Origin of the sequence: Methylobacterium variabile (assembly GCF_001043975.1) — a bacterium.
Lineage (GTDB): Bacteria > Pseudomonadota > Alphaproteobacteria > Rhizobiales > Beijerinckiaceae > Methylobacterium > Methylobacterium variabile.
Map to the genome: position 1 here is coordinate 33,300 of NZ_LABY01000038.1, position 18,698 is coordinate 51,997.

The following is an 18,698-nucleotide window of genomic DNA, read 5'->3' on the forward strand; positions in this document are numbered from 1 at the left end:
CGTCAGCGCTCCCGGGACAGGCGCGGATTGAGGGCGTCGTTCAGGCCCTCGCCGATCAGGTTGAGGGCGAGCACCGTGAGCAGGATCACCACGCCCGGGAAGGCGGTGATCCACCACGCCTGGCGGATGACGGTGCGGCCGGCCCCGACCATGAAGCCCCAGGACATCCGGTTCGGGTCGCCGAGGCCGAGGAAGGAGAGCGAGGATTCGAGCAGGATCGCGGTCGCCACCATCAGCGAGGCCAGGACCACGATCGGCGACAGGGTGTTGGGCAGGACCTCCCGGCGCAGGATGGTGAAGGTGGTCTGGCCCGTGACGATCGCCGCCTGGACGTATTCGCGCGATCGCAGGGACAGCACCTCGCCCCGCACCAGCCGGGTCACCGGCGGCCAGCTGACGAGGGCGATGGCGAGGATCATCGAGGACAGGGACGGCTGCAGGATCGCGACGAGCACGATGGCGAGCGCGAAGCTCGGCACGGTCTGAAAGAGTTCGGTGAAGCGCATCAGCGCGTCGTCGACCCGGCCGCCGAGATAGCCGGCGAGCGCGCCGAGCGGCACGCCGATGACGAGCGCGGCGAGCGTCGAGACCAGGCCGACGATGAGCGAGACCCCGGCCCCGTGCATCAGCCCGGCGGCGATGTCGCGCCCGAGCGCGTCGGTGCCGAGCGGCACCCGCTCCAGGGTGAAGGGCGGCACGAAGGGCCGCTGCACCATGCGCCAGGGCGAGGTCGGGTAAAGGATCGGGGCGAGCAGCGCCGCCGCCACCACGAGGGCGAGGATCACGAGGCCGATCACCGCGCCCGGATGGCGCAGGAAGGCGGCGAGCGGCCCGCGGCGGCGCGCGGGCGCCGGCGCGCTCAGGGGGACGGCGTTGTTCATCGCGCCACCTCGATGCGGGGATCGACCGCGCGGTAGACCACGTCGGTGACGAGGTTGAAGATCAGCACCATGGCGGAGGAGACCACGAAGACGCCGAGCAGCAGGTTGTAGTCGCGCTGCAGCAGCGCCTCGTACATGAGCCGCCCGATCCCGGGCCAAGCGAACACCGTCTCGGTGAGCACGGCGCCGCCGACGAGCGTCCCGGCCTGGAGGCCGGCCAGCGTCACCACCGGCAGGAGGGCGTTGCGCAGGATGTGCCGGCGCTGGATCACGCCCTCGGTCAGGCCCTTGGCGCGGGCCGTCTTGACGAAGTCGAGGCGCGAGACCTCGAGCATCGAGGAGCGGGTCATCCGCACGTAGACCGCCATGAAGAACAGCCCGAGGGTGAGGGCCGGCAGCACGAGGTGCCGGACGATGTCGGCGGCCCGGGCGAGGCCGGTATAGCCCGCTCCCACGGTCTCGAAGCCGAAGCTCGGCAGCCATTCGAGCCGGACCGAGAACAGGATGATCGCCATCAGCGACACCCAGAACAGCGGCGTGGCGTAGAACAAGAGCGCCATCCCGGTGATCGCCGTGTCGGCGAGGGTCCCGGCCCGGCGGGCGGCGAGCGACCCGAGCAGCACCCCGAGCGAGAGCGAGACCAGGAAGGCGGTGCCGGTGAGGAGCAGCGTCGCCGGCAGCCGCTCGCCGATCAGCGTCGCCACCGGCATCTGTTGGCGCACCGAGTAGCCGAGGTCGAGCCCGACGATGCTGCGGAGATAGGCGGCGAGCTGGCTCGGCAGCGGCTGGTCGAGGGCGAACTTTTCCCGCAGCTGGGCGACGAAGACCTCGTCGCCCGCCCCCGCCTCGCCGGCCATCACCAGGGCCGGGTCGCCGGGGGCGAGGCGGATCAGGAAGAAGTTCAGGACCACGATGGCGAGGAGCACCAGGATGCCCTTCGCGATCCGCCGCGCGACGAAGCCCGCCATGCCCGTCTCCCTCAGCGCTCGATCCAGGCGTCGCGGAAGCCGTCGTTCACCCCGATGCCGGTGGTGACGAGGTCGTGGACCTTGCAGCGGGTGATGGTCGGGAATTGCAGCTCGAGGAGCCAGGCCACCGGCGCGTCCTCGACCAGGGTCTTCTGCACCGCCTCGTAGATCGGCCGGCGCTGATCGTCGCCGACGGCGACCGCGCCCTTCGCGAAGGCCTCGTCGACGCTCGGGTTCGAGTAGCCCTCGACGTTGTTGAACGGCGAGCCCTTGGCGATCTGCGACGAGACGTAGTTGCGCCCGACCCCGAGCGCCGGGTCGCCGTACTGGTAGAGGTACGTGAAGGCGATGTCGTAGTCCCAGTCGGAGGTCTTCTGGTTCCAGCCGGCGACGTCGGTGGCGACCAGCTCGACCTTGATGCCGGCATCCTCCAGGTTCTGCTTCGCGGCTTCCGCCCAGCGCTGCCAGGTCTCGCCGTAGGGCAGCGGCAGGAGGCGCACGGTCTCGCCCTTGTAGCCCGCCTCCTTCAGGAGCGCCTTGGCCTTGGCGGGGTCGTAGGAATACTTCGCGGCCTTCGGGTCGTGGTAGCGCACGGAGGAGGAGAACGGGCCGGTCGCCGGCTTGCCGAGCCCGTTCCACACCACGTCGCGGGCGAAGTCGCGGTCCAGCGCGTAGGACACCGCCTGGCGGAACGCCTTGTTGGCGGTCGGGCCCTTGCGGTTGTTGAGCCAGAGCCAGGAATGTGGGCTGAAGAACTCCCAGCCCTTGGTGGTCGAGCAGGCGCCCTTGATCTTCGACAGCCGCGGCACGTCGAAGTTCTCGACCGAGCCGCCGGGCAGGATGTCGACCTTGCCGGTCTCGAACGCCACCGCCCGCGCCGCCGCGTCCGGGATCACGTGCCAGTAGATCTCGTCGAGGTAGGGCTTGCCGGCGACGTGATAGTTCGGGTTCTTGACCAGCCGGATGTAGGAGCCCTTCTTCCACTCCTTGAACATGTAGGGGCCGGTACCGATCGGCGTGTTGTTGGCCGGGTTGGTCTTGTAGTCGGTGCCGGCATAGATGTGCTTCGGGATCATCGGCAGCGAGCCGACCTCGAAGATGCCCATGAACGGCCCGAACGGCTCGGACAGGCTGAACACCACCGTGTACGGATCGGGCGCGGTCACGCTCGCCACCTTGGCGAGGTTGCCGCGGGCGCGGGGATGGGTCTGGCGCAGCAGCTCGACGGAGAAGATCACGTCGTCGGCGGTGAACGGCTTGCCGTCGTGCCAGGTCGCGTTCTTGACGAGCTTGAAGGTGTAGGTCTTGCCGTCCTCGCTCATGCTCCAGCTCTCGGCGAGGCCGGGCAGCGGCTTGAGGGCGAAGTCGTAGCGCAGCAAACCCTCGTAGATGTTGCCTGCCACCATCTGGGTCGGGCCGTTCTGCAGCATCGCCAGCATCAGGCCCGGCGGCTCCGGCTGGATCACCACGTTGGCGATGCCGCCCGGCTTCGGAGCCTGGGCGAGCGCCGTTCCGGCGAGCGCCAGGGAGAGCACGGTACCGGCCACGATCGTCTTGAGCATCGGTTGTCCCCTTGGTCCCTGTCGCGGCGTCTTGAGAGAACTTCGCATCCGGGCCGTGCGCATTCCCCTCTCCCCGCCGGGCGGGGAGAGGGCTGTGGCCCTGTTCAGGGGCACAGCGAGGCGGCAGCCGATGGTGAGGGGGTGCTTCAGGAGGAGGCATCACGGAGACACCCCCTCACCCTCGCTCCGGCTTCGCCTGCGCTCGCTGCCTGCACGACAAGGTGCAGGCAGCCCTCTCCCCGCCCGCGGGGAGAGGAGAAACCCGCGCCCTACTCGGCAGCAGGCATGCCTGCCTCGGCCTATTCCGTGTAGTCCGGGTCGCTGCGCGCCAGCATGCGCTTGAAGGCGTCCCACTCGGTGTCGGGCATCGTGCCCGTTTCCATCTTGTCGTAGAACGAGGCGTATTGGCCGGCGGTCTTGGCCGCGACCGCCGCCGAGGGGCGTATCAGCGGGGCGCCGGCGGCCTGAAGCGCGAGCTGGGCCCGGCACGAGCGCTCGAGGTTGTGCATCAGCTTGAACGCCTCGGCGACCGAGCGGCCGCAGGTCAGCATGCCGTGGTTGCGCAACACCATCACGGGCTTGTCGCCGAGATCGGCCACCAGGCGCTGGCGCTCGTCGAGGTCGAGGGCGATGCCCTCGTAGTCGTGGTAGGCGAGGCGACCGGCGAACTGCATCGACCACTGGTTGAGCGGCAGCAGCCCTTCCTCCTGGCAGGAGACGGCGACCCCCGCCACCGTGTGGGTGTGGAGCACGCACACCGCGTCCTCCCGGGCGGCGTGGACCGCGCTGTGGATGGTGAACCCCGCCGGGTTGATGCCGAGGCCGCAGGGATCGTCGACGACCCGCCCCTCGAGGTCGACGGTGACGAGGTTGCCGGCCTTCACTTCCTCGAAGCGCAACCCGTAGGGGTTGATCAGGAAGCGGTGCTCCGGTCCCGGCAGACGGGCCGAGATGTGGGTGTAGATGCTGTCGTCGAGGCCGAGGCGATGGATCAGCCGATACGCCGCCGCGAGATCGACGCGGATGCGCTGCACGGTCTCGCCGGCGGGCGGGTGAGCAGATGACGCCATCGGACCTCCTCGCGGGCAGTGTCGGCCCAGGCCGAACGCGCCGCACATCTTGGCGGGATCTGACAAGACGGCGGAGATGTCTCTCCGCCGGCGGCCGGACCCAGGGTCGGATGGCTCGGGATCACCATCCGGTGCCAGGGTAGACTGACCCGGCCCGGCCTGACGATCAAGCTGAAAGTGTCGACAATCGACGCCTACGCATTGCACAATGGACTGACGGAGGTGCGATGCGCGCGATGTCCCAACCCGTCGGATTGCCGATGCTGGCCGAGAGCGACCTCGTGCGGCAGGTCGCGCGCCGGCTCACCGATGCGATCGTGCAGGGGCGGCTGGCTCCCGGCGCCAAGGTGGCGGAGGCGGCGGTCGCCCGCGAGCTCGGCATCAGCCGGGCGCCGGTGCGGGAGGCGGCGCGCCTGCTCGAGAGCCAGGGCCTGCTGCAGGCCTCGCCCCGGCGGGGCTTCTTCGTGCGCGAGCTCTCGCCGCGGGACGTCGACGAACTCTACGACCTGCGCCTCTGCGTCGAGCGCCACGCCGCCGTCGAGGCGGCCCGGCGCCTGACCCCGGCGGCGCGGGAGGCCTTGCGCCGCCAGCTCGACCTGATGCGGGACCTCGCCCGGCGCGACGACCCGGTCGCCATCGTCGAGGCCGACTACCAGTTCCACCGCCTGATCTGCGAGGCCGCCGGCAACGCCCGCCTGCTGCGCCTGTTCGACGGGCTGGCCTCGGAGCTGCGGATCGTCATCGGGCTGATCGGCCGGCTCTACGACGATCCGGACGAGATCGCCCGCACCCACGAGCCGGTGCTGGCGGCGATCGAGGCCGGCCACCCGGAGCGGATCGTCGCCCATGTCGACCACCATATCGGCGTCGCCCGCCGCGAGGTCGGCCGGCTGGTGCAGAGCCTCACCCCCACCCCCTGACGCGGGAGCCCCCATGAAGGCCGTCCATTCCGACGATCACCGCAGCCACGACCCGAAATTCTTCCTGGTGCGCGGCCAGGTGAAGGCCGCCGCCGACCAGCCCGAGCGGGCCGACCGTCTGCTCGCGGGCCTCAAGGCCGGCGGCCACCGGGTGGTGGCGCCGCAGGGCCACGGCCAGGGCGCCCGGGCCCGGGTCCACAGCCCCGACTACCTCGCCTTCATGGCCGAGGCCTGGGAGGCCTGGGAGGCGCTGCCCGACCACGGGCCTGAGATGATCGCCAACGTCCACCCGGTGCGCGAGGCCGCGACCTACCCGACCCACATCGTCGGGCGGCTCGGCTGGCACACCGTCGACACCGCCTGCCCGATCGGGCCGGGCACCTTCGCGGCGGCCTGCGCGGCGACCGACGTCGCGGCGAGCGCGGCCCAGCTCGTCCTCGACGGCGAGGACGCGGCCTACGCCCTGTGCCGCCCGCCGGGCCACCACGCCTATCGCGACCGGGCCGGGGGCCACTGCTACTTCAACAACAGCGCGGTCGCGGCCGCCGCCTTGCGCCAGCGTCACGCCCGGGTCGCGGTGCTCGACGTCGACGTGCATCACGGCAACGGCACGCAGGGAATCTTCTACCGCGATCCCTCCGTGCTCACGGTCTCGCTCCACGCCGACCCGCGCGGCTTCTATCCCTTCGTCTGGGGTTTTTCCCACGAGCGCGGGGAGGGGGAGGGGATCGGCGCCAACCTGAACCTGCCGCTGCCGCTCGGCACCGGCGACGACGCCTACCTCGACGTGCTGGAGGGCGTGGCCACGCGCACCGTGCAGGCCTTCGCCCCGACCGCGCTCGTGGTGGCGCTCGGCCTCGACGCCTCGGAGCACGATCCCCTCGCCGGGCTCGCGATCACCACCGAGGGCTTCCGCCGCATCGGCGCGGCGCTCGCCGGCTTCCGCCTGCCGACCGTGCTGGTGCAGGAGGGCGGCTACCTCTCGGACCTGCTCGGCCAGAACCTCACGGCGGTCCTCGCCGGCTTCGAATCCGTTCGCTAGGATTTTTGCTCATGGCCTTCGCCTGCACGATTCCCGCGGTCCCGACCGTCCAGCACGACGACGACACGGTCCGCATCACGCGCTGGGATTTCCCGCCCGGCGCCGTCACCGGCTGGCACGAGCACGGCTGGCCCTACTTCGTGGTGATGATCACCGCCGGGACGCTACGGATCCACGACGGCACGACCGTCACCGAGGTGCCGCTGGCCCACGGCCAGTCCTACCGCCGCCCCGCCGGCATCCGCCACGACGTCCAGAACGGCTCCGACCACCCGATCGCCTTCGTGGAGATCGAGGTGAAGCGGCCGGAGGGGCTGGCGGGCTGACCCCTCAAACGGAAGCGGCCGGGGCTCGCGCCCCGGCCGCTCGTCTCACGCGTGAGGCTACGCGCCGATCAGCGCAGGAGCTGCAGGATGCCCTGCTGCGACTGGTTGGCGAGCGACAGGGCCGAGATCGCCAGCGAGTTGCGGGTCGACAGGGCCTGCGAGTTCGCTGCTTCCTCGTTCAGGTCGGCGTTGGTCAGGTTCGCCGCACCGGTGTCGAGGACGTTGGCCAGGTTCTTGGTGAAGTCCTGGCGGTTCTGCACCACCGACAGGTTCGAGGCGTACGTGGCCGCCTGCGACTTGAGGGTCGTGCTCGCCGACTTGACGCTGTCCATCACCTTGTTGATCGCGGTGTTGTCCTTGAAGTCGTCGGTGGTGACGGCCGTCAGCTTCAGGCTGGTCGAGTTCGTCGCGACACCCTTCAGGGTGATGGACGAGGACGCGTCCTCGTTGAAGTTGACCTTCAGCTGGTCGCCCTTGAGCAGGTTGATCCCGTTGAAGCTCGAGTCGTTCGAGAGCTGGTCGATCTGACCCAGCAGGTTGTTGTAGTCGGTGACAAGCTTGTTGCGGGCCGTCAGGCCGTCGCCGCCGAGCGTGGCGCCCGCGCTCGACGTCAGGAACGAGGCGGAGGCGCCCGTCGCGGTGCCGCTGATGTTCAGGGTCTGCGACGCCGAGTCGTTGGTGGTCGAGATCGACAGACGACCGGTGGAGTCCATCGTCGCCTGGGCGTTGGCGGATGCGAGGGCGACGTTCAGCTGATCGAGGGTCTGGACCTGCCCGGTGAGGTTGCCGAAGGTTACCGTGGCCGTCTTGGCGCTCGCGCCCGAGCCGACGCTGACGGTGAGGGTCTTGTTGGCGAGGTCGGCGGTCGAACCGCTGGCCCCCAGGCCGGCCGCGAACGAGGTCGCGCCGTTGAAGCCGATCTTGGAGATCAGCGAGGTCGCCGTGGAGCCGTTCGCCAGGTTGACCTGGGTCTTCGCGTCCTTTGCGGTGAAGGTGAAGTACCGGTTCGCCGCCGTCGGATCGAACGCTGCCGTCACTTCGCCGTTGGTCGCCGTAGAGACCTTCTGGGCGAACGTCGAAACGGTGTCGGTCTTAGAGATCGACACGCTGTAGCCGTTCACCACGACGTTGTCGCCGTCCGTGAAGCCCAGCGACGTCATCCGGGTGCTGGCCTTGGGGCTGAACACAGCCGCCGCGGTGTTGGCGGCCGGCGACGCACCGAGGATGCCGGCGGAAGTGCCCGAGACCGAGACCGCAGCGCCGTCGATGCTGTTGGTGAGGATGATGTTGCCGCCGCCGTTGGCAGAGGCGACGACGTTCGAGTTTCCAGCCGTCAGCTGGGCGTTGATCGTGCTGACGACGTCGGCAGCGAAGTAGTTGCCGGCGCCGACGGTGACGCTGACCCCGTCGACCTCGAACTTCTGGTCGGTGGCCAGGGCGGTGGGCGTGGTGGCCGTGGCGAAGGCGACCGTACCTGTCAGGGTCGAGGCCGTCGTCGCAGCCGCACCGATGGACCGGCCCGTCGCCTGCGTGGCTCCGGTCGAGACGAGGTTGGTGTCGATGGCGCCGTTGAGCGCCTTGGTGGTCAGGGTCGCCTTGGCGGTGACCGCCGAGGTCGCCTGGGTCGCCTGCTGGGCAGTCGACTTCAGCTGGTCGGTCAGCTTCTGCAGGTTCGTGAGGCCGGTGTTGGCCGCCTGGATCGTCTGGATGCCGTTGCTGATGCCGTCGAGCAGGCTGGTGAGGGTGCCCGAGCGCTGGTTCAGGCCCTGCGCGGTGAAGAAGTTGGCGGGGTTGTCGAGGGCCGAGTTGACCTCCTTGCCGGTCGACAGGCGGGTCTGCGTCGTGGCGAGCAGGCTGGCCGTGTCCTGGAGCGACAGGAGGTTCTGCCGGGTGGCGGCCGACAGGGTGATGCTGGACGACATGAGGGCGATCCTTGTTGATCGTCTGAATCGTCATTTTGACGACGTTGCCACATTGCCCGGTCGGGTCTTGCCCAGTCCTTAATTCGATCCGCGACTGCGTCAACTTCCCGACGGCATGGTTAATCATGCGTATAGACGGGCTGCTCCCGACGAGCCGGCGGGCCGTCCGCGTCGGTCCCGGGCTACATCCGCCCGTCGTCCCAGGCTAAGAACGGCGGCGGGATCGGCGGCACGATCGTTCGAGACCCGCCCCGCACAGGCCCCGAGACCCGTCCATGCCCCTGCGCATCCACCTCAAGCCCAACGAGCGACTGATCATCAACGGCGCGGCGATCCGCAACGGCGACCGGCCCACCAGCCTCCTGATCGAGAACCCGTGCAGGTTCCTGCGCGAGACCGAGATCATCACGGAGAGCGAGGCCGACACCGCCTGCAAGCAGCTCTGCGTCACCCTCCAGCTGATCTACCTCGCCGACCACCCGCAGGAGGCCGACGACCTCCTGGTGCGCCAGTCGAACGAGATCCTGAAGGCGATGCCGTCGAGCACGCCCTACCTGATGGCGATCCAGGACGAGCTCGCGGCCAAGCAGTACCACCGCGCCTTGAAGGTCGGCCGCGAACTCGTGGCCTACGAGCGCTCGCTGCTGGAGCGCCTCGACCCGACCAGCGACGTCGCCGCCCCGACCTGACGCGCCCGCAACCCGCGTCGAAGTCCGGTCCGCCCTGAAGGCCGGCTGGCGGGCGCGACATTGCCGCCCAAACCCCGGCAGCCCGCGCGCGTTGTCTCCCTTCAGAGCCGGAGGGGTGATGCTGATCTTCGAATGGATCGCGGGCGTGCTCGTCGTCGCGGTCCTGCTCGCCGGGGTGGCGCGGCGCCTCGGGGCGCCGTTCCCGGCCTTCCTCGCCATCGGCGGCGTGGTCCTCGCCTTCGTGCCGCAGGTGCCGCGCCCGGGTCTCGACCCCGACCTGGCGCTGGCCCTTTTTCTCGCGCCCGTCCTGCTCGACGCCGCCTACGACACCAGCCTGCGCGACCTGAAGCGCAACTGGATGCCGGTCACCGGGCTCGTCGTCGGCGCGGTCGGCGTCACCACGGCGGCCGTCGCCCTGGTGGCGCGATGGCTCGTGCCCGACATGCCGTGGTCCGCCTGCATCGTGCTCGGCGCCATCGTGGCCCCACCGGACGCCGTGGCGGCGCTCTCGGTGCTGGCCCATGTCCGGCTGCCCCACCGCCTCGTCACCATCCTCAAGGGCGAGAGCCTGTTCAACGACGCCTCCTCGCTGCTGATCTACCGCCTCGCCCTCGGGGCGGTGGCGACGGGATCGTTCTCGGCTGCCGAGGTCGCGCCGACCTTCCTCGTCGGCGTCGTCGGCGGCCTCGTCGCGGGGCCGGCGCTGGCGGTGCTCTACGTCCGGCTGATGCGCCGGGTCACCGACCCGCCGAGCGCCGTGGTGCTGCAGTTCGTCGCCACCTTCGGCCTCTGGCTCGCGGCCGAGCGGGCGGAGGTCTCGGGCGTGCTCACGGTGGTGAGCTTCGGCCTCACGGTGTCGCGGCTCTCGCCCCAGACCATGCCGGCCCACCTGCGCGTCACCTCCAACACCGTCTGGGTGACGGCGGTGTTCGTGCTCAACGTGCTCGCCTTCGTGCTGATCGGCCTCCAGATCGGGCCGATCCTGGAGGGCCTGAGCCCGGCCGAGCGCAGCCACTACGCGGTCGTGGCGGCGGCGGTGTTCGGCACCACGGTGGCGGTGCGCCTGGCCTGGGTGATGGGCGCGCGGGCGGCGGCGCAGCTCTGGCACCGGCTCGCCGGGCCGATCGGCCCGCAGCCGATCGGCCTGCTCTCCGGCGCCACCGTGGCCTGGTGCGGCATGCGCGGCGTCGTCACCATCGCGCTCGCCCTCGCGCTGCCGGGCGACTTCCCGCACCGCGACCTCGTCGTGCTGACGGCGTTCTGCGTCGTGCTCGGCACCCTGGTGATCCAGGGCCTCACCTTGCGCCCGCTGCTGGCCTGGTTCTCCCTGGGAGATGACGACCCGGTCGGGCTCGAGATCGGCCGCGCCCGGGCCGTGGCCTACCGGGCGGCCCGCGACAGCCTGGCCGACGACCGCTCGCCCCAAGCCGACGCCCTGCGGCGCGAGTTCGAGGCGGGCCTGCGCGAGGCCGAGGCCCATGACGAGGGCCTCGCCCCGGCGAGCCTGCCCGCGGACGCCCTGCGCCGCCGCGCCGTCGAGGCCGCCCGCTGCACCATCCTGGACCTTCGCGAGCGCGGCGAGATCGGCGACGACGCCTATTTTCACCTCGAGGAGGAGCTGGACTGGGCCGAGCTCAGCGCCACGCCGCGGGAGGAGGTCCCGTCCTGACACCCCGGGCGGGCGTCGCGCGGCGCGCAGTCCCCCTGCGCTACGCGAGGCCGGGCCGCGCTTGGCGCGCAGGATGGGCGCGCCAGAAAAGCGATGGGCAAACGGGACCGGATGGGGGTATCTCGGGAGGCGCCAAGACGTAAGAGCCCCGCGCGCCGGGACGGCGACGAGCCCCGCGCCGGACAAGAGAGACGCACGAGCGAGACGCCATGCACGCCACCCGAATGCCCTCGTCGCGGCCGCCATCCTGGATGTCGCGGTTCTTCACGACGGGGCCCGTCACCAGCATCGAGGACCTGCGCGTCCTCGCCGAGCGGCGGGTGCCGCGGATGTTCTACGACTACGCCGATTCCGGGTCGTACTCGGAGAGCACCTACCGGGCGAACGAGGACGATTTCTCGCAGATCAAGCTGCGCCAGCGCGTCGCCGTCGACATGACGAACCGCACGCTGGCCAGCACGATGGTGGGCCAGCCGGTGAGCATGCCGGTGGCTCTCGCGCCGACCGGGCTGACCGGCATGCAGCACGCCGACGGCGAGATCCTGGCGGCGCGCGCCGCTGCCAAGGCCGGCGTGCCGTTCACCCTCTCGACCATGAGCATCTGCTCGATCGAGGACGTGGCCGAGAACACCGACGCCCCGTTCTGGTTCCAGCTCTACGTGATGCGCGACCGGAACTTCATCGACCGGCTGATCGACCGCGCCAAGGCGGCGCAGTGCTCGGCGCTGGTGCTCACCCTCGACCTCCAGATCCTGGGCCAGCGCCACAAGGACGTGAAGAACGGCCTCTCCACCCCGCCCCGGATGACGATCCCCAACATCATCAACCTGGCGACGAAGCCGCGCTGGTGCCTGAACATGCTGCGCACGCAGCGGCGCACCTTCCGCAACATCGTCGGGCACGCGCAAGGGGTCGGGGACCTGCGCTCGCTCTCGTCCTGGACCGCCGAGCAGTTCGACCCTCGCCTCAACTGGGACGACGTCAAGCGCATCCGCGACCGCTGGGGCGGCAAGCTGATCCTCAAAGGCATCCTCGATCCCGAGGACGCGGAGCTGGCCGCCCAGAGCGGCGCCGAGGCGATGATCGTCTCCAACCACGGCGGCCGTCAGCTCGACGGCGCGATCTCCTCGATCGCGGCCCTGCCCGCAATCGTCGAGACGGTGGGCGACCGCATCGAGGTGCTGATGGACGGCGGCATCCGCTCGGGCCAGGACGTCATCAAGGCGCTCGCGCTCGGCGCCCACGGCGTCTTCATCGGCCGGGCCTTCCTGTACGGGCTCGGGGCCGGCGGCGAGGCGGGCGTGACCCAGTGCCTCGACATCATCCGCAAGGAGCTCGACGTCACGATGGCGATGTGCGGCCTGCGCGACGTCCGCCAGGTCGACGAGCGGATCCTGGCCGGCAGGCCGGCGCTGGCCAACCGGCCGTTCTGACGGTGTCCCGCCCGGCCCTCGTGCCGGGCGGGTTCGGCCGTCTCACATGCGGTGCATGCGGTGATGGCGCATGTGGTGACGCATCATGTGCCGCCGGTGCATCATGTGGCGGCGATGCTTCATGTGCCGGTGCATCCGATGATGGCGCATCATCCGGCGCTCGCCGCGGGTCATCTGAACCTGCTCCACCATGGAGCTGGCCTGCACGCCGGCCGGGCTTGCGGGGGCGGCGGAGGCCGCGCCGATGCCGAGGGTGAGGCTGCCGAGCACGGCGGCCGCTGCAAGGCCCAAAGTCAGCTTCTTCATCTTGGTTGTCTCCTGTTCGCGATCCCCCACCTTGCGGCGGAGGCCGGCCCGCCGGAGCGGCAGGTGAGCAGGAAAGTTTCATCCAACAGCGAAGGTTCCAGAAGAAAGATCTTTTCCTGCTCTCCGGATGCCTAAAAAATGAGCGATTCAGCCGCGTATCTCGGCGCGCCGTCGCGCGTTCTCCCCTGCATCCACAACCGATGCCGCAACGACAAGGGGGAGCGCCAAGCCATGCACGAGGGCATCCGGATCCAGGCCGACACCGATGGGACCTTCACGCTCTACAGCGCTTCCCGCGTGATCCTGCGCGGCCTGACCCGCGAGCGGGCCTACCGCCTCGCCGGCCGGCTCGGCGAGTTCGTGCAGTACTGACGCATCGCCTCACGACGCCGGCCAGCTCACGGCGGCGGAGAAGTCCTGCGTGTGGTTGCGCAGCCGAACGGTCAAGGCGAGGCTGTCGGGCGCCGGAGCGTCACCCAGAGGCACCCGGAACAGGAAACCGCAGCGGGCGCCCTGCGCGTTGCTGCGGGCTGCCACGACGTCATGGCGCAGATCATGGGTCTGCGTGACCTGCCGGTGTGGTCCCGCAATCATCTCGACGGCGTCCACGTAGGCGCCATCCGCCCCGAGAGACCAGCCGCTGACCGTCAGCATGTTGCCCCGGGTCACACGGCACTCATCAATGTAGAGGGAGGCGTTCTCCCGGTCCCCGAGCATCGACCGGCTCGGGTCGACGTGGCCGGAGCGGCGTGAGCCGATCATCATCGCGGCGGCGGGCGACACCTTGGCCCGACGCGAGCGGATCGGAATCTCCGCGATGGTCTCGTTGGTGTAGCGCAGCGACCGGGTCTTCGAGTTCGTGACAATGAACAGCAGGCTGTCGAGGCCGATTTCGTCGGCCAGAGCCTGCGCCCTGGTCAAGTCATCGGGATTGTCGTTGCCGTCGAACAGGATGTACTTCCACTCAACGAAGGTTTCGGGGTGGCCGTAGGTCTTGGCGTCCCGCATGAACCGCAGGGCCGCCTCGAGGGAGCCGTTGATGCGGTACTTCTGGTATTCCTCCTGCTGCACCCCGTCGCAGGACACGACCAGGCGGTCGATGTAGGTTCCGCCGAGGCTCGCCTGGAAGTCGGCGTTCCCCGTAGTGGTTACCTCCTGGATCGTCGTCGGCGAGAGCGTCCTTACTGTCTCGACGAGGTCCCGGAAGCCGGGATGCAGCAGCGGCTCGCCCCAGCCGAGGTAGTGCACCTCGTCGATCGCGATGCCCGAGCGCACGCAACTGCGGATCAGGCTGCCGAGCAGCTCCGGGGAGAGGTGGTCGTCGTTCCGGCGCCGTCCCAGCTCCTGCTTGCGCTTGCAGGACGGGCAGGCCAGCCGGCAGCCGAGGGTCGGCTCGACCATGATCCGGACCCGCGATTCCAGCGTATCGACAGGCCCGTCATGCGGCGAGAAACAGTCACAGGTTTCGCACTTGCCGGGCCACGGCGCCCGGCCGTCCTGGAACGATCGCCGGATGTGCTCGTAGATCGCCCCGCCGAAGACCTGCTTGATCGACCATCCTGGCTTTGCCGCGACATCGCCGACATGAATATAGTACCCGTTGCTGTCGTCGCAGGATAGGTGACCATCTGCCTTCAGGGTCAACTGGCGCAGGATGCGACAATCCACGGGATTTTTCCTCCATGAAAGCGGATGGTCCGCTCTTTTCGATCAATGTACGTGATTCTTGCCAATAACCTGTTGCTGTGAGAGCACAGGCGACGGATAGCGCGAGTCACGGACGCCGAGCTGCCTACTCCGTGGAGACTGCTTGAGAGGGCTTGGGCGCACGTCGCACGTATCGCACCGTCGAACGGGCTCGTTCGATGGAGCGAGGCTCGCCCGAACTCATGCAGGCGCAGGCATCACAGTCTTGAAACGAGGCGCTTCTCCCCGTTCCGCGTGCGCGGAGGATATTTCGCGGACCTAGATCCCGACCCCGTCCTCGTGCCCACGAACCGGCTCGATCAGGCGGGCTGCACGCTCACCCCCGCAGCCGCGCCGCCACCGCCAGCAGCTCCGCCGCCCGGTGGGCGCAGGTGTGGCGGGCCCGGATCGTCCGCAAGCCCCGCTCCGCCAGGGCGGCGCACAGGGCGGGGTCGTGGGCGAGGTCGCGCAGGTGGCGCTCCATGGCAGGCCCGTCCGGCGCGACCAGGAAGTCGTGGCCCGGCGCGAACAGGCCCTCGCTGTCGCGCCAGGGCGCCGAGACCAGCGGGATGCCGCAGGCCAGAGCCTCGAACACCCGGATGGTCGGGATGCCGGGCAGGGCCTCGACGTAGAAGCGCCGCGGCACGTGCACGGTGGCGAGGTGGCGGGAAAACACCTCCGGGGCGCGGGCGTTCGGCAGCCAGCCGCGGTAGCAGGCGCCGTGCCGGCGCAGGGCCGCCAGGGCCTCGTCGGGGTAGCGCACGCCCCAGACGTCGAGGAGCAGGCCCGCCCGCTGCGCCGGCCCGAACAGGAAGCGCTCCAGCTCGGCGCTGCGCTCGCCGTCGCCCCAGTTGCCGATCCAGACCAGCCCCTCGCGGGGCGTCTCCGCCTCCGGCGGGTGGAACAGCCGGGTGTCGGCGGCCTCGTGCCAGACGAAGACGCGGCCGCCCCAGCCCCAGCCGCGGTAGACCTCGGCCAGGGTCTCGCCGAAGGCCAGCACGCCGTCGTACCCGGAGAGGTCGTAGGCCCGCATCGCCGCGGGCTCGCTCACTGCCCGGTGGTGGGTGTCGTGGAACAGCAGCGTGAAGCGGCCGCCGTTGCGCCGCGCCGCGCCGATGCGGGCGACGAGAGCGGGCTCGTTCCACTCGTGCACGAGCACAAGGTCGGCCCCGTCGAGGACCGCCTCGAGGTCGAAGCCCGGCGGGTCGATCGTCGCCGTCAGCTCGGGGTAGGGCGCGAGGGAGGAGGCGAGGCCGGCCTCGCCGTGATCGCGGACGAGGTTCTCGACGCTCCAGGCCCCCGCCGGCTCGTGGGCCGCGACCGCATGGCCGAGGGCCTGGAGCTCGCGCAGCACGCCCCGCAGGAAGTGGGCGTTGCCGTGGTTCCAGCACGAGCGCAGGGAATGCGTGAAGGCGACGATCCTCACGCCAGCCCTCCGGCCCGCCGCGGCGGCTCCGCCAGGACGGTCCGGTAGGCGTCGAGCACGCCCGCCGTCATCGCCTCGACCGTGAAGGTCTCGGCCCGCGCCCGCGCCTCGGCGCCGAGGCGGGCCCGGATGGCGGGGTCGGCCGCCACCATCTCGATGGCGCAGGCGAAGCCCGCATCGTCGTCCGGTGCGATGAAGATCGCGGCCTCGTCCCACAATTCGCGGAAGGTCGGGATGTCCGAGAGCACCAGGGCGCAGCCGGCGCTCGCCGCCTCGAGCACGCCGAGGCCGAACGGCTCGTAGCGGGCGGCGGAGGCGTAGATCGGCGCGCCGGCGAGCCAGCGCGCCACGTCCTGGTCGCTCAGGCGTCCGAGGGGGCGCAGGTGCTCGGGGGTGAACTGGGCCGCGTTCGGGCCCTTGAGATCGCCGGCGGCGAGGACCGGCAGGCGCAGGCGCGCCGCCGCCCGGTCGAGGGTGCGGGCGTTCTTGCCCTCGTCCCAGAGCCGGCCGGCGGTGAACACGAAGGGCGAGGCGGCGGCTCCTGCCGGCGTGCGGTGGCCCCGCGCTGCCGCGCTGCGCCGGCCGTTCGGCACCACGCGGGGCGGAGCGATCCCGTAGGTGGCGGCCGTCGCCTCCGCGAAGGCCCGGGTCGGGCTGAGCAGCGCGTCGACGTGCCGGTAGCCCTCGGCCATCAGGCTCGCCCGCCAGGCGAGGTCCGGGGGCAGGGGGCCGGGCCGCATCGCCGCCCACCAGGTCGCCACGCAGGAATGCGCGACCGCCACCACGGGGGCGCAGAATCCCGTGATCGCCGCGAGCGCCGGGCTGTTGAGGTGGATGAGGTCCGCCCCCGCCCGCTCGGCCTCGCGGGCGACGATGCGCGCGGCGGCCTCGACCTCGCCGGGGGTGAGCGCCGTCCAGTCGAGGCTGGCGCCGGTCGGGCGCAGGTCGAGGCCCCGGATCGCCCGGGCGGCGCGGAGCTGGTCCTGGCTCGGCTCGGGCCCGAGCACCGCGAGGGTGACCCCGATGCCCTGGCTGGTCAGGTCCTCCGCCAGGTCGAGGCCGTACTGCCAGACGCCGCCCACGGCGTCGATCGTCATGAACAGGTTGAGGGCCGGTGCGCCCCGGTGCGGGACCGGGCGTCCGGCCGGGACCGTCAGGCTGGGCAGCATGCCGCCTCCAACTCGCGCAGCGGGGCCGGCCGCTCCTCCTGGATGTCGCTGAAGCGATCGAACTGACCCAGGTAGTGCGCGTGCGCCCGCTCCCAGGCCTCGCCGTCGGGCTCGCCCCACAGGCGGCGGTAATCCGGCGAGGACGGGTAGGGATAGAGTGGGACCGGATCGTTGGCCCAGACGCCGGCCGCCCGCAGGCGGTCGCGCCACGCCGCCACCAGGTCCGGGTCGTCGCCCGCCACCTTGATCAGGTTGGCCTGCACGAACGGCACCGTGCGACGGGCGTGGATCAGGCGCTCGGCGAGGTCGTCCGTCGAGGCGCGGCAGTTCTTGTCGAGGAGCGCGCGGCCGGCTTCCGTCAGGCTCTCGACCCCGGCCTCGATCGAGACGCAGCCCGCCGCGCCGAGGAGATCGAGCATGTCGGGCTTCCACAGGTCGATCCGCGTCTGCACCCCGAACTCGATGCGGCGGCCGGCCAGCGCCTCGAGCAGCGGCTTCTGGGGCAGGAAGATCTCGTCGATGAAGTAGAGGTAGGTCGCCCCTTGCGCGATCAAACGGTCGACCTCCTCCAGGATGAGCGGCAGCTCGCGCCGCCGGTACTTGTCCCGGAAGTCGATCTTCGCGCAGAAAGTGCAGGAATAAGGGCAGCCGCGCGAGGCCTCGACCTCGGCGCCGGGCCCCTGCGGCGCCCGGTCGAAGCGGTGGTGGTGGTGGGCGTGGCGCGCCACCCAGGAGTCGGGCCAGGACAGGGCCGGCAGGTCGGTGAAGCGGGTGGCGGCGGGGCCGCCGGTGACGACCGTCTCTCTCCCGTCCCGGAAGGCGAGGGCGGGCACCCGGTCGGGCCGCGCGAGGCCGCCGCCGGCCAGCTGCGTCACCACCTCCTCGCACTCGCCCCGCACAACGATGTCGCAGGCGAGCTTGGCTAGCGTCGTCTCCGGCGTGACGGAGCCGTGCGGGCCCACCGCCACGGTGCGGCCGCCGCGGTCCCCGAGCGCGTCCAGGAAGGCGCGGGGCACCCGCAGCTCCGGCTGGGCGCAGCGCCAGAACAGGTAGGTCGGGGCGGTGGTCACCACCGTCATGGCCGGCGCGAAATCCGCGACCCGCTCGGCGAGCTCCGCCAGGGAGAGGCCGTCGAGGGCCCCGTCCAGCATCAGCACCTCGTGGCCCGCCCGCTCCAGCAGCACCTTGCAGGACCCCAGCTCGAGGGGGAGGTGCGGGGAACGGCACCCGAAGTAGATGCTGTTCTCGAAGCTCCAGGTCGGGTTGACGAGGGCGATTCTCAAAGCGGGCGTCCTGAGGCGGGGGCGGGCATCGCGGATACTGGGGGGAAGTGGCGGTGCCGCCCGGGACGACAAGACCTTTTCGCCCGGTCCCGGTTAAGCGAATGATACCAATGGGTCATTCGCCATGATGCCGGCGCATCCGCCGGCCCGCCACCATGCCGGTGCCGCAGGCTCCGGCATGGAACCGAATCGCGTCTCGCGCGCGGCTCAGGCCGGCATCGCCTGCCGCGCCGCGCCCCCGAGGCGCAGGCCCCGGCTCTCGGCGAGCCAGTCCGCCAGGCGGGCGAGGCCCCGGCGCCACAGCAGCGGGGCCGCGAGGCCGAGGTCGGCGGCGGCGCGGCGGGGG

At 70.8% G+C, this 18,698-nt stretch carries 17 protein-coding genes; 7 read left to right on the forward strand and 10 right to left on the reverse strand.

From position 1 onward, the window contains the following. Window positions 1-2: 2 nt before the first annotated feature. The 4 genes from VQ02_RS06585 to VQ02_RS06600 all read right to left on the reverse strand — a co-directional run bounded on the left by VQ02_RS06585 (window position 3) and on the right by VQ02_RS06600 (window position 4,481). A complete protein-coding gene (locus VQ02_RS06585; protein ID WP_048443367.1) occupies window positions 3-881 on the reverse strand; it encodes an ABC transporter permease in 879 nt (292 codons plus the stop codon). Further along, window positions 878-1,849, reverse strand: a complete 972-nt coding sequence (locus VQ02_RS06590; protein WP_048443368.1) for an ABC transporter permease — start codon at window positions 1,847-1,849, stop codon at window positions 878-880. The genes VQ02_RS06585 and VQ02_RS06590 overlap by 4 nt, the downstream gene beginning before the upstream one ends. Window positions 1,850-1,860: 11 nt before the next feature. Next, complete coding sequence (locus tag VQ02_RS06595; protein ID WP_048443369.1) at window positions 1,861-3,411, reverse strand: ABC transporter substrate-binding protein; 1,551 nt, start codon at window positions 3,409-3,411, stop codon at window positions 1,861-1,863. A 299-nt stretch (window positions 3,412-3,710) separates the two neighbouring features. Next, on the reverse strand, window positions 3,711-4,481 hold the full coding sequence (locus VQ02_RS06600) for a class II aldolase/adducin family protein (RefSeq protein WP_048443370.1): 771 nt from the start codon (window positions 4,479-4,481) through the stop codon (window positions 3,711-3,713). 236 nt (window positions 4,482-4,717) lie between these two features. Between VQ02_RS06600 and VQ02_RS06605 the strand changes: the two genes are divergently transcribed. The 3 genes from VQ02_RS06605 to VQ02_RS06615 are packed head-to-tail and all read left to right on the forward strand — an operon-like array spanning window position 4,718 to window position 6,769. Further along, window positions 4,718-5,401 (forward strand): GntR family transcriptional regulator, encoded by a 684-nt coding sequence (locus VQ02_RS06605; RefSeq protein ID WP_245239647.1) that lies wholly within the window; start codon window positions 4,718-4,720, stop codon window positions 5,399-5,401. Between the two features lie 13 nt (window positions 5,402-5,414). Continuing rightward, window positions 5,415-6,443, forward strand: coding sequence for a histone deacetylase family protein (locus VQ02_RS06610; protein ID WP_048443372.1), 1,029 nt, complete (start codon window positions 5,415-5,417; stop codon window positions 6,441-6,443). An 11-nt stretch (window positions 6,444-6,454) separates the two neighbouring features. Continuing rightward, window positions 6,455-6,769 (forward strand): cupin domain-containing protein, encoded by a 315-nt coding sequence (locus VQ02_RS06615; RefSeq protein ID WP_048443373.1) that lies wholly within the window; start codon window positions 6,455-6,457, stop codon window positions 6,767-6,769. Between the two features lie 68 nt (window positions 6,770-6,837). On the opposite strand, the gene VQ02_RS06620 is transcribed toward VQ02_RS06615, so the two are convergent. Further along, window positions 6,838-8,691 carry a flagellin N-terminal helical domain-containing protein gene (locus VQ02_RS06620; RefSeq protein ID WP_048443374.1) on the reverse strand — a complete coding sequence of 618 codons (1,854 nt, stop codon included), beginning with the start codon at window positions 8,689-8,691 and terminating at the stop codon, window positions 6,838-6,840. A 275-nt stretch (window positions 8,692-8,966) separates the two neighbouring features. Between VQ02_RS06620 and VQ02_RS06625 the strand changes: the two genes are divergently transcribed. The 3 genes from VQ02_RS06625 (at window position 8,967) to VQ02_RS06635 (ending at window position 12,482) form a co-directional block, all read left to right on the forward strand. After that, window positions 8,967-9,380 carry a flagellar biosynthesis repressor FlbT gene (locus VQ02_RS06625; RefSeq protein WP_048443375.1) on the forward strand — a complete coding sequence of 138 codons (414 nt, stop codon included), beginning with the start codon at window positions 8,967-8,969 and terminating at the stop codon, window positions 9,378-9,380. Window positions 9,381-9,498: 118 nt separating this feature from the next. Beyond that, window positions 9,499-11,049 (forward strand): cation:proton antiporter, encoded by a 1,551-nt coding sequence (locus VQ02_RS06630; RefSeq protein WP_048443376.1) that lies wholly within the window; start codon window positions 9,499-9,501, stop codon window positions 11,047-11,049. A 251-nt stretch (window positions 11,050-11,300) separates the two neighbouring features. Next, complete coding sequence (locus tag VQ02_RS06635) at window positions 11,301-12,482, forward strand: alpha-hydroxy acid oxidase (protein WP_048443377.1); 1,182 nt, start codon at window positions 11,301-11,303, stop codon at window positions 12,480-12,482. A 42-nt stretch (window positions 12,483-12,524) separates the two neighbouring features. On the opposite strand, the gene VQ02_RS06640 is transcribed toward VQ02_RS06635, so the two are convergent. Then, window positions 12,525-12,788, reverse strand: coding sequence for a hypothetical protein (locus VQ02_RS06640; RefSeq protein ID WP_048443378.1), 264 nt, complete (start codon window positions 12,786-12,788; stop codon window positions 12,525-12,527). A 138-nt stretch (window positions 12,789-12,926) separates the two neighbouring features. Here VQ02_RS06640 and VQ02_RS36775 point away from each other — a divergent pair, with 138 nt between their 5' ends. Beyond that, entirely contained in the window at window positions 12,927-13,160 is a 234-nt protein-coding gene (locus VQ02_RS36775; protein ID WP_157080526.1) for a hypothetical protein, read from the forward strand. A 9-nt stretch (window positions 13,161-13,169) separates the two neighbouring features. Here the strand turns inward: VQ02_RS36775 and VQ02_RS06645 are convergent, their stop codons facing one another. The 4 genes from VQ02_RS06645 to VQ02_RS06660 form a co-directional block, all read right to left on the reverse strand. After that, window positions 13,170-14,456: a radical SAM protein gene (locus VQ02_RS06645; RefSeq protein ID WP_157080527.1), complete on the reverse strand. Its 1,287-nt coding sequence runs from the start codon at window positions 14,454-14,456 to the stop codon at window positions 13,170-13,172. Between the two features lie 355 nt (window positions 14,457-14,811). Continuing rightward, window positions 14,812-15,900, reverse strand: a complete 1,089-nt coding sequence (locus tag VQ02_RS06650; RefSeq protein WP_048443380.1) for a CgeB family protein — start codon at window positions 15,898-15,900, stop codon at window positions 14,812-14,814. Then, complete coding sequence (locus VQ02_RS06655; protein WP_048443381.1) at window positions 15,897-17,069, reverse strand: glycosyltransferase family 4 protein; 1,173 nt, start codon at window positions 17,067-17,069, stop codon at window positions 15,897-15,899. The genes VQ02_RS06650 and VQ02_RS06655 overlap by 4 nt, the downstream gene beginning before the upstream one ends. Continuing rightward, entirely contained in the window at window positions 17,054-18,352 is a 1,299-nt protein-coding gene (locus VQ02_RS06660) for a TIGR04295 family B12-binding domain-containing radical SAM protein (RefSeq protein WP_048443382.1), read from the reverse strand. Before VQ02_RS06660 ends, VQ02_RS06655 begins: the two co-directional genes overlap by 16 nt. Between the last annotated feature and the right edge of the window lie 346 nt (window positions 18,353-18,698).

Coding starts and splice junctions, on each gene's coding strand:
- VQ02_RS06585 (WP_048443367.1), bottom strand. CDS start 881: ATGAACAACGCCGTCCCCCTGAGCGCGCCGGCGCCCGCGCGCCGCCGC.
- VQ02_RS06590 (WP_048443368.1), bottom strand. CDS start 1,849: ATGGCGGGCTTCGTCGCGCGGCGGATCGCGAAGGGCATCCTGGTGCTC.
- VQ02_RS06595 (WP_048443369.1), bottom strand. CDS start 3,411: ATGCTCAAGACGATCGTGGCCGGTACCGTGCTCTCCCTGGCGCTCGCC.
- VQ02_RS06600 (WP_048443370.1), bottom strand. CDS start 4,481: ATGGCGTCATCTGCTCACCCGCCCGCCGGCGAGACCGTGCAGCGCATC.
- VQ02_RS06605 (WP_245239647.1), top strand. CDS start 4,718: ATGTCCCAACCCGTCGGATTGCCGATGCTGGCCGAGAGCGACCTCGTG.
- VQ02_RS06610 (WP_048443372.1), top strand. CDS start 5,415: ATGAAGGCCGTCCATTCCGACGATCACCGCAGCCACGACCCGAAATTC.
- VQ02_RS06615 (WP_048443373.1), top strand. CDS start 6,455: ATGGCCTTCGCCTGCACGATTCCCGCGGTCCCGACCGTCCAGCACGAC.
- VQ02_RS06620 (WP_048443374.1), bottom strand. CDS start 8,691: ATGTCGTCCAGCATCACCCTGTCGGCCGCCACCCGGCAGAACCTCCTG.
- VQ02_RS06625 (WP_048443375.1), top strand. CDS start 8,967: ATGCCCCTGCGCATCCACCTCAAGCCCAACGAGCGACTGATCATCAAC.
- VQ02_RS06630 (WP_048443376.1), top strand. CDS start 9,499: ATGCTGATCTTCGAATGGATCGCGGGCGTGCTCGTCGTCGCGGTCCTG.
- VQ02_RS06635 (WP_048443377.1), top strand. CDS start 11,301: ATGTCGCGGTTCTTCACGACGGGGCCCGTCACCAGCATCGAGGACCTG.
- VQ02_RS06640 (WP_048443378.1), bottom strand. CDS start 12,788: ATGAAGAAGCTGACTTTGGGCCTTGCAGCGGCCGCCGTGCTCGGCAGC.
- VQ02_RS36775 (WP_157080526.1), top strand. CDS start 12,927: ATGAGCGATTCAGCCGCGTATCTCGGCGCGCCGTCGCGCGTTCTCCCC.
- VQ02_RS06655 (WP_048443381.1), bottom strand. CDS start 17,069: ATGCTGCCCAGCCTGACGGTCCCGGCCGGACGCCCGGTCCCGCACCGG.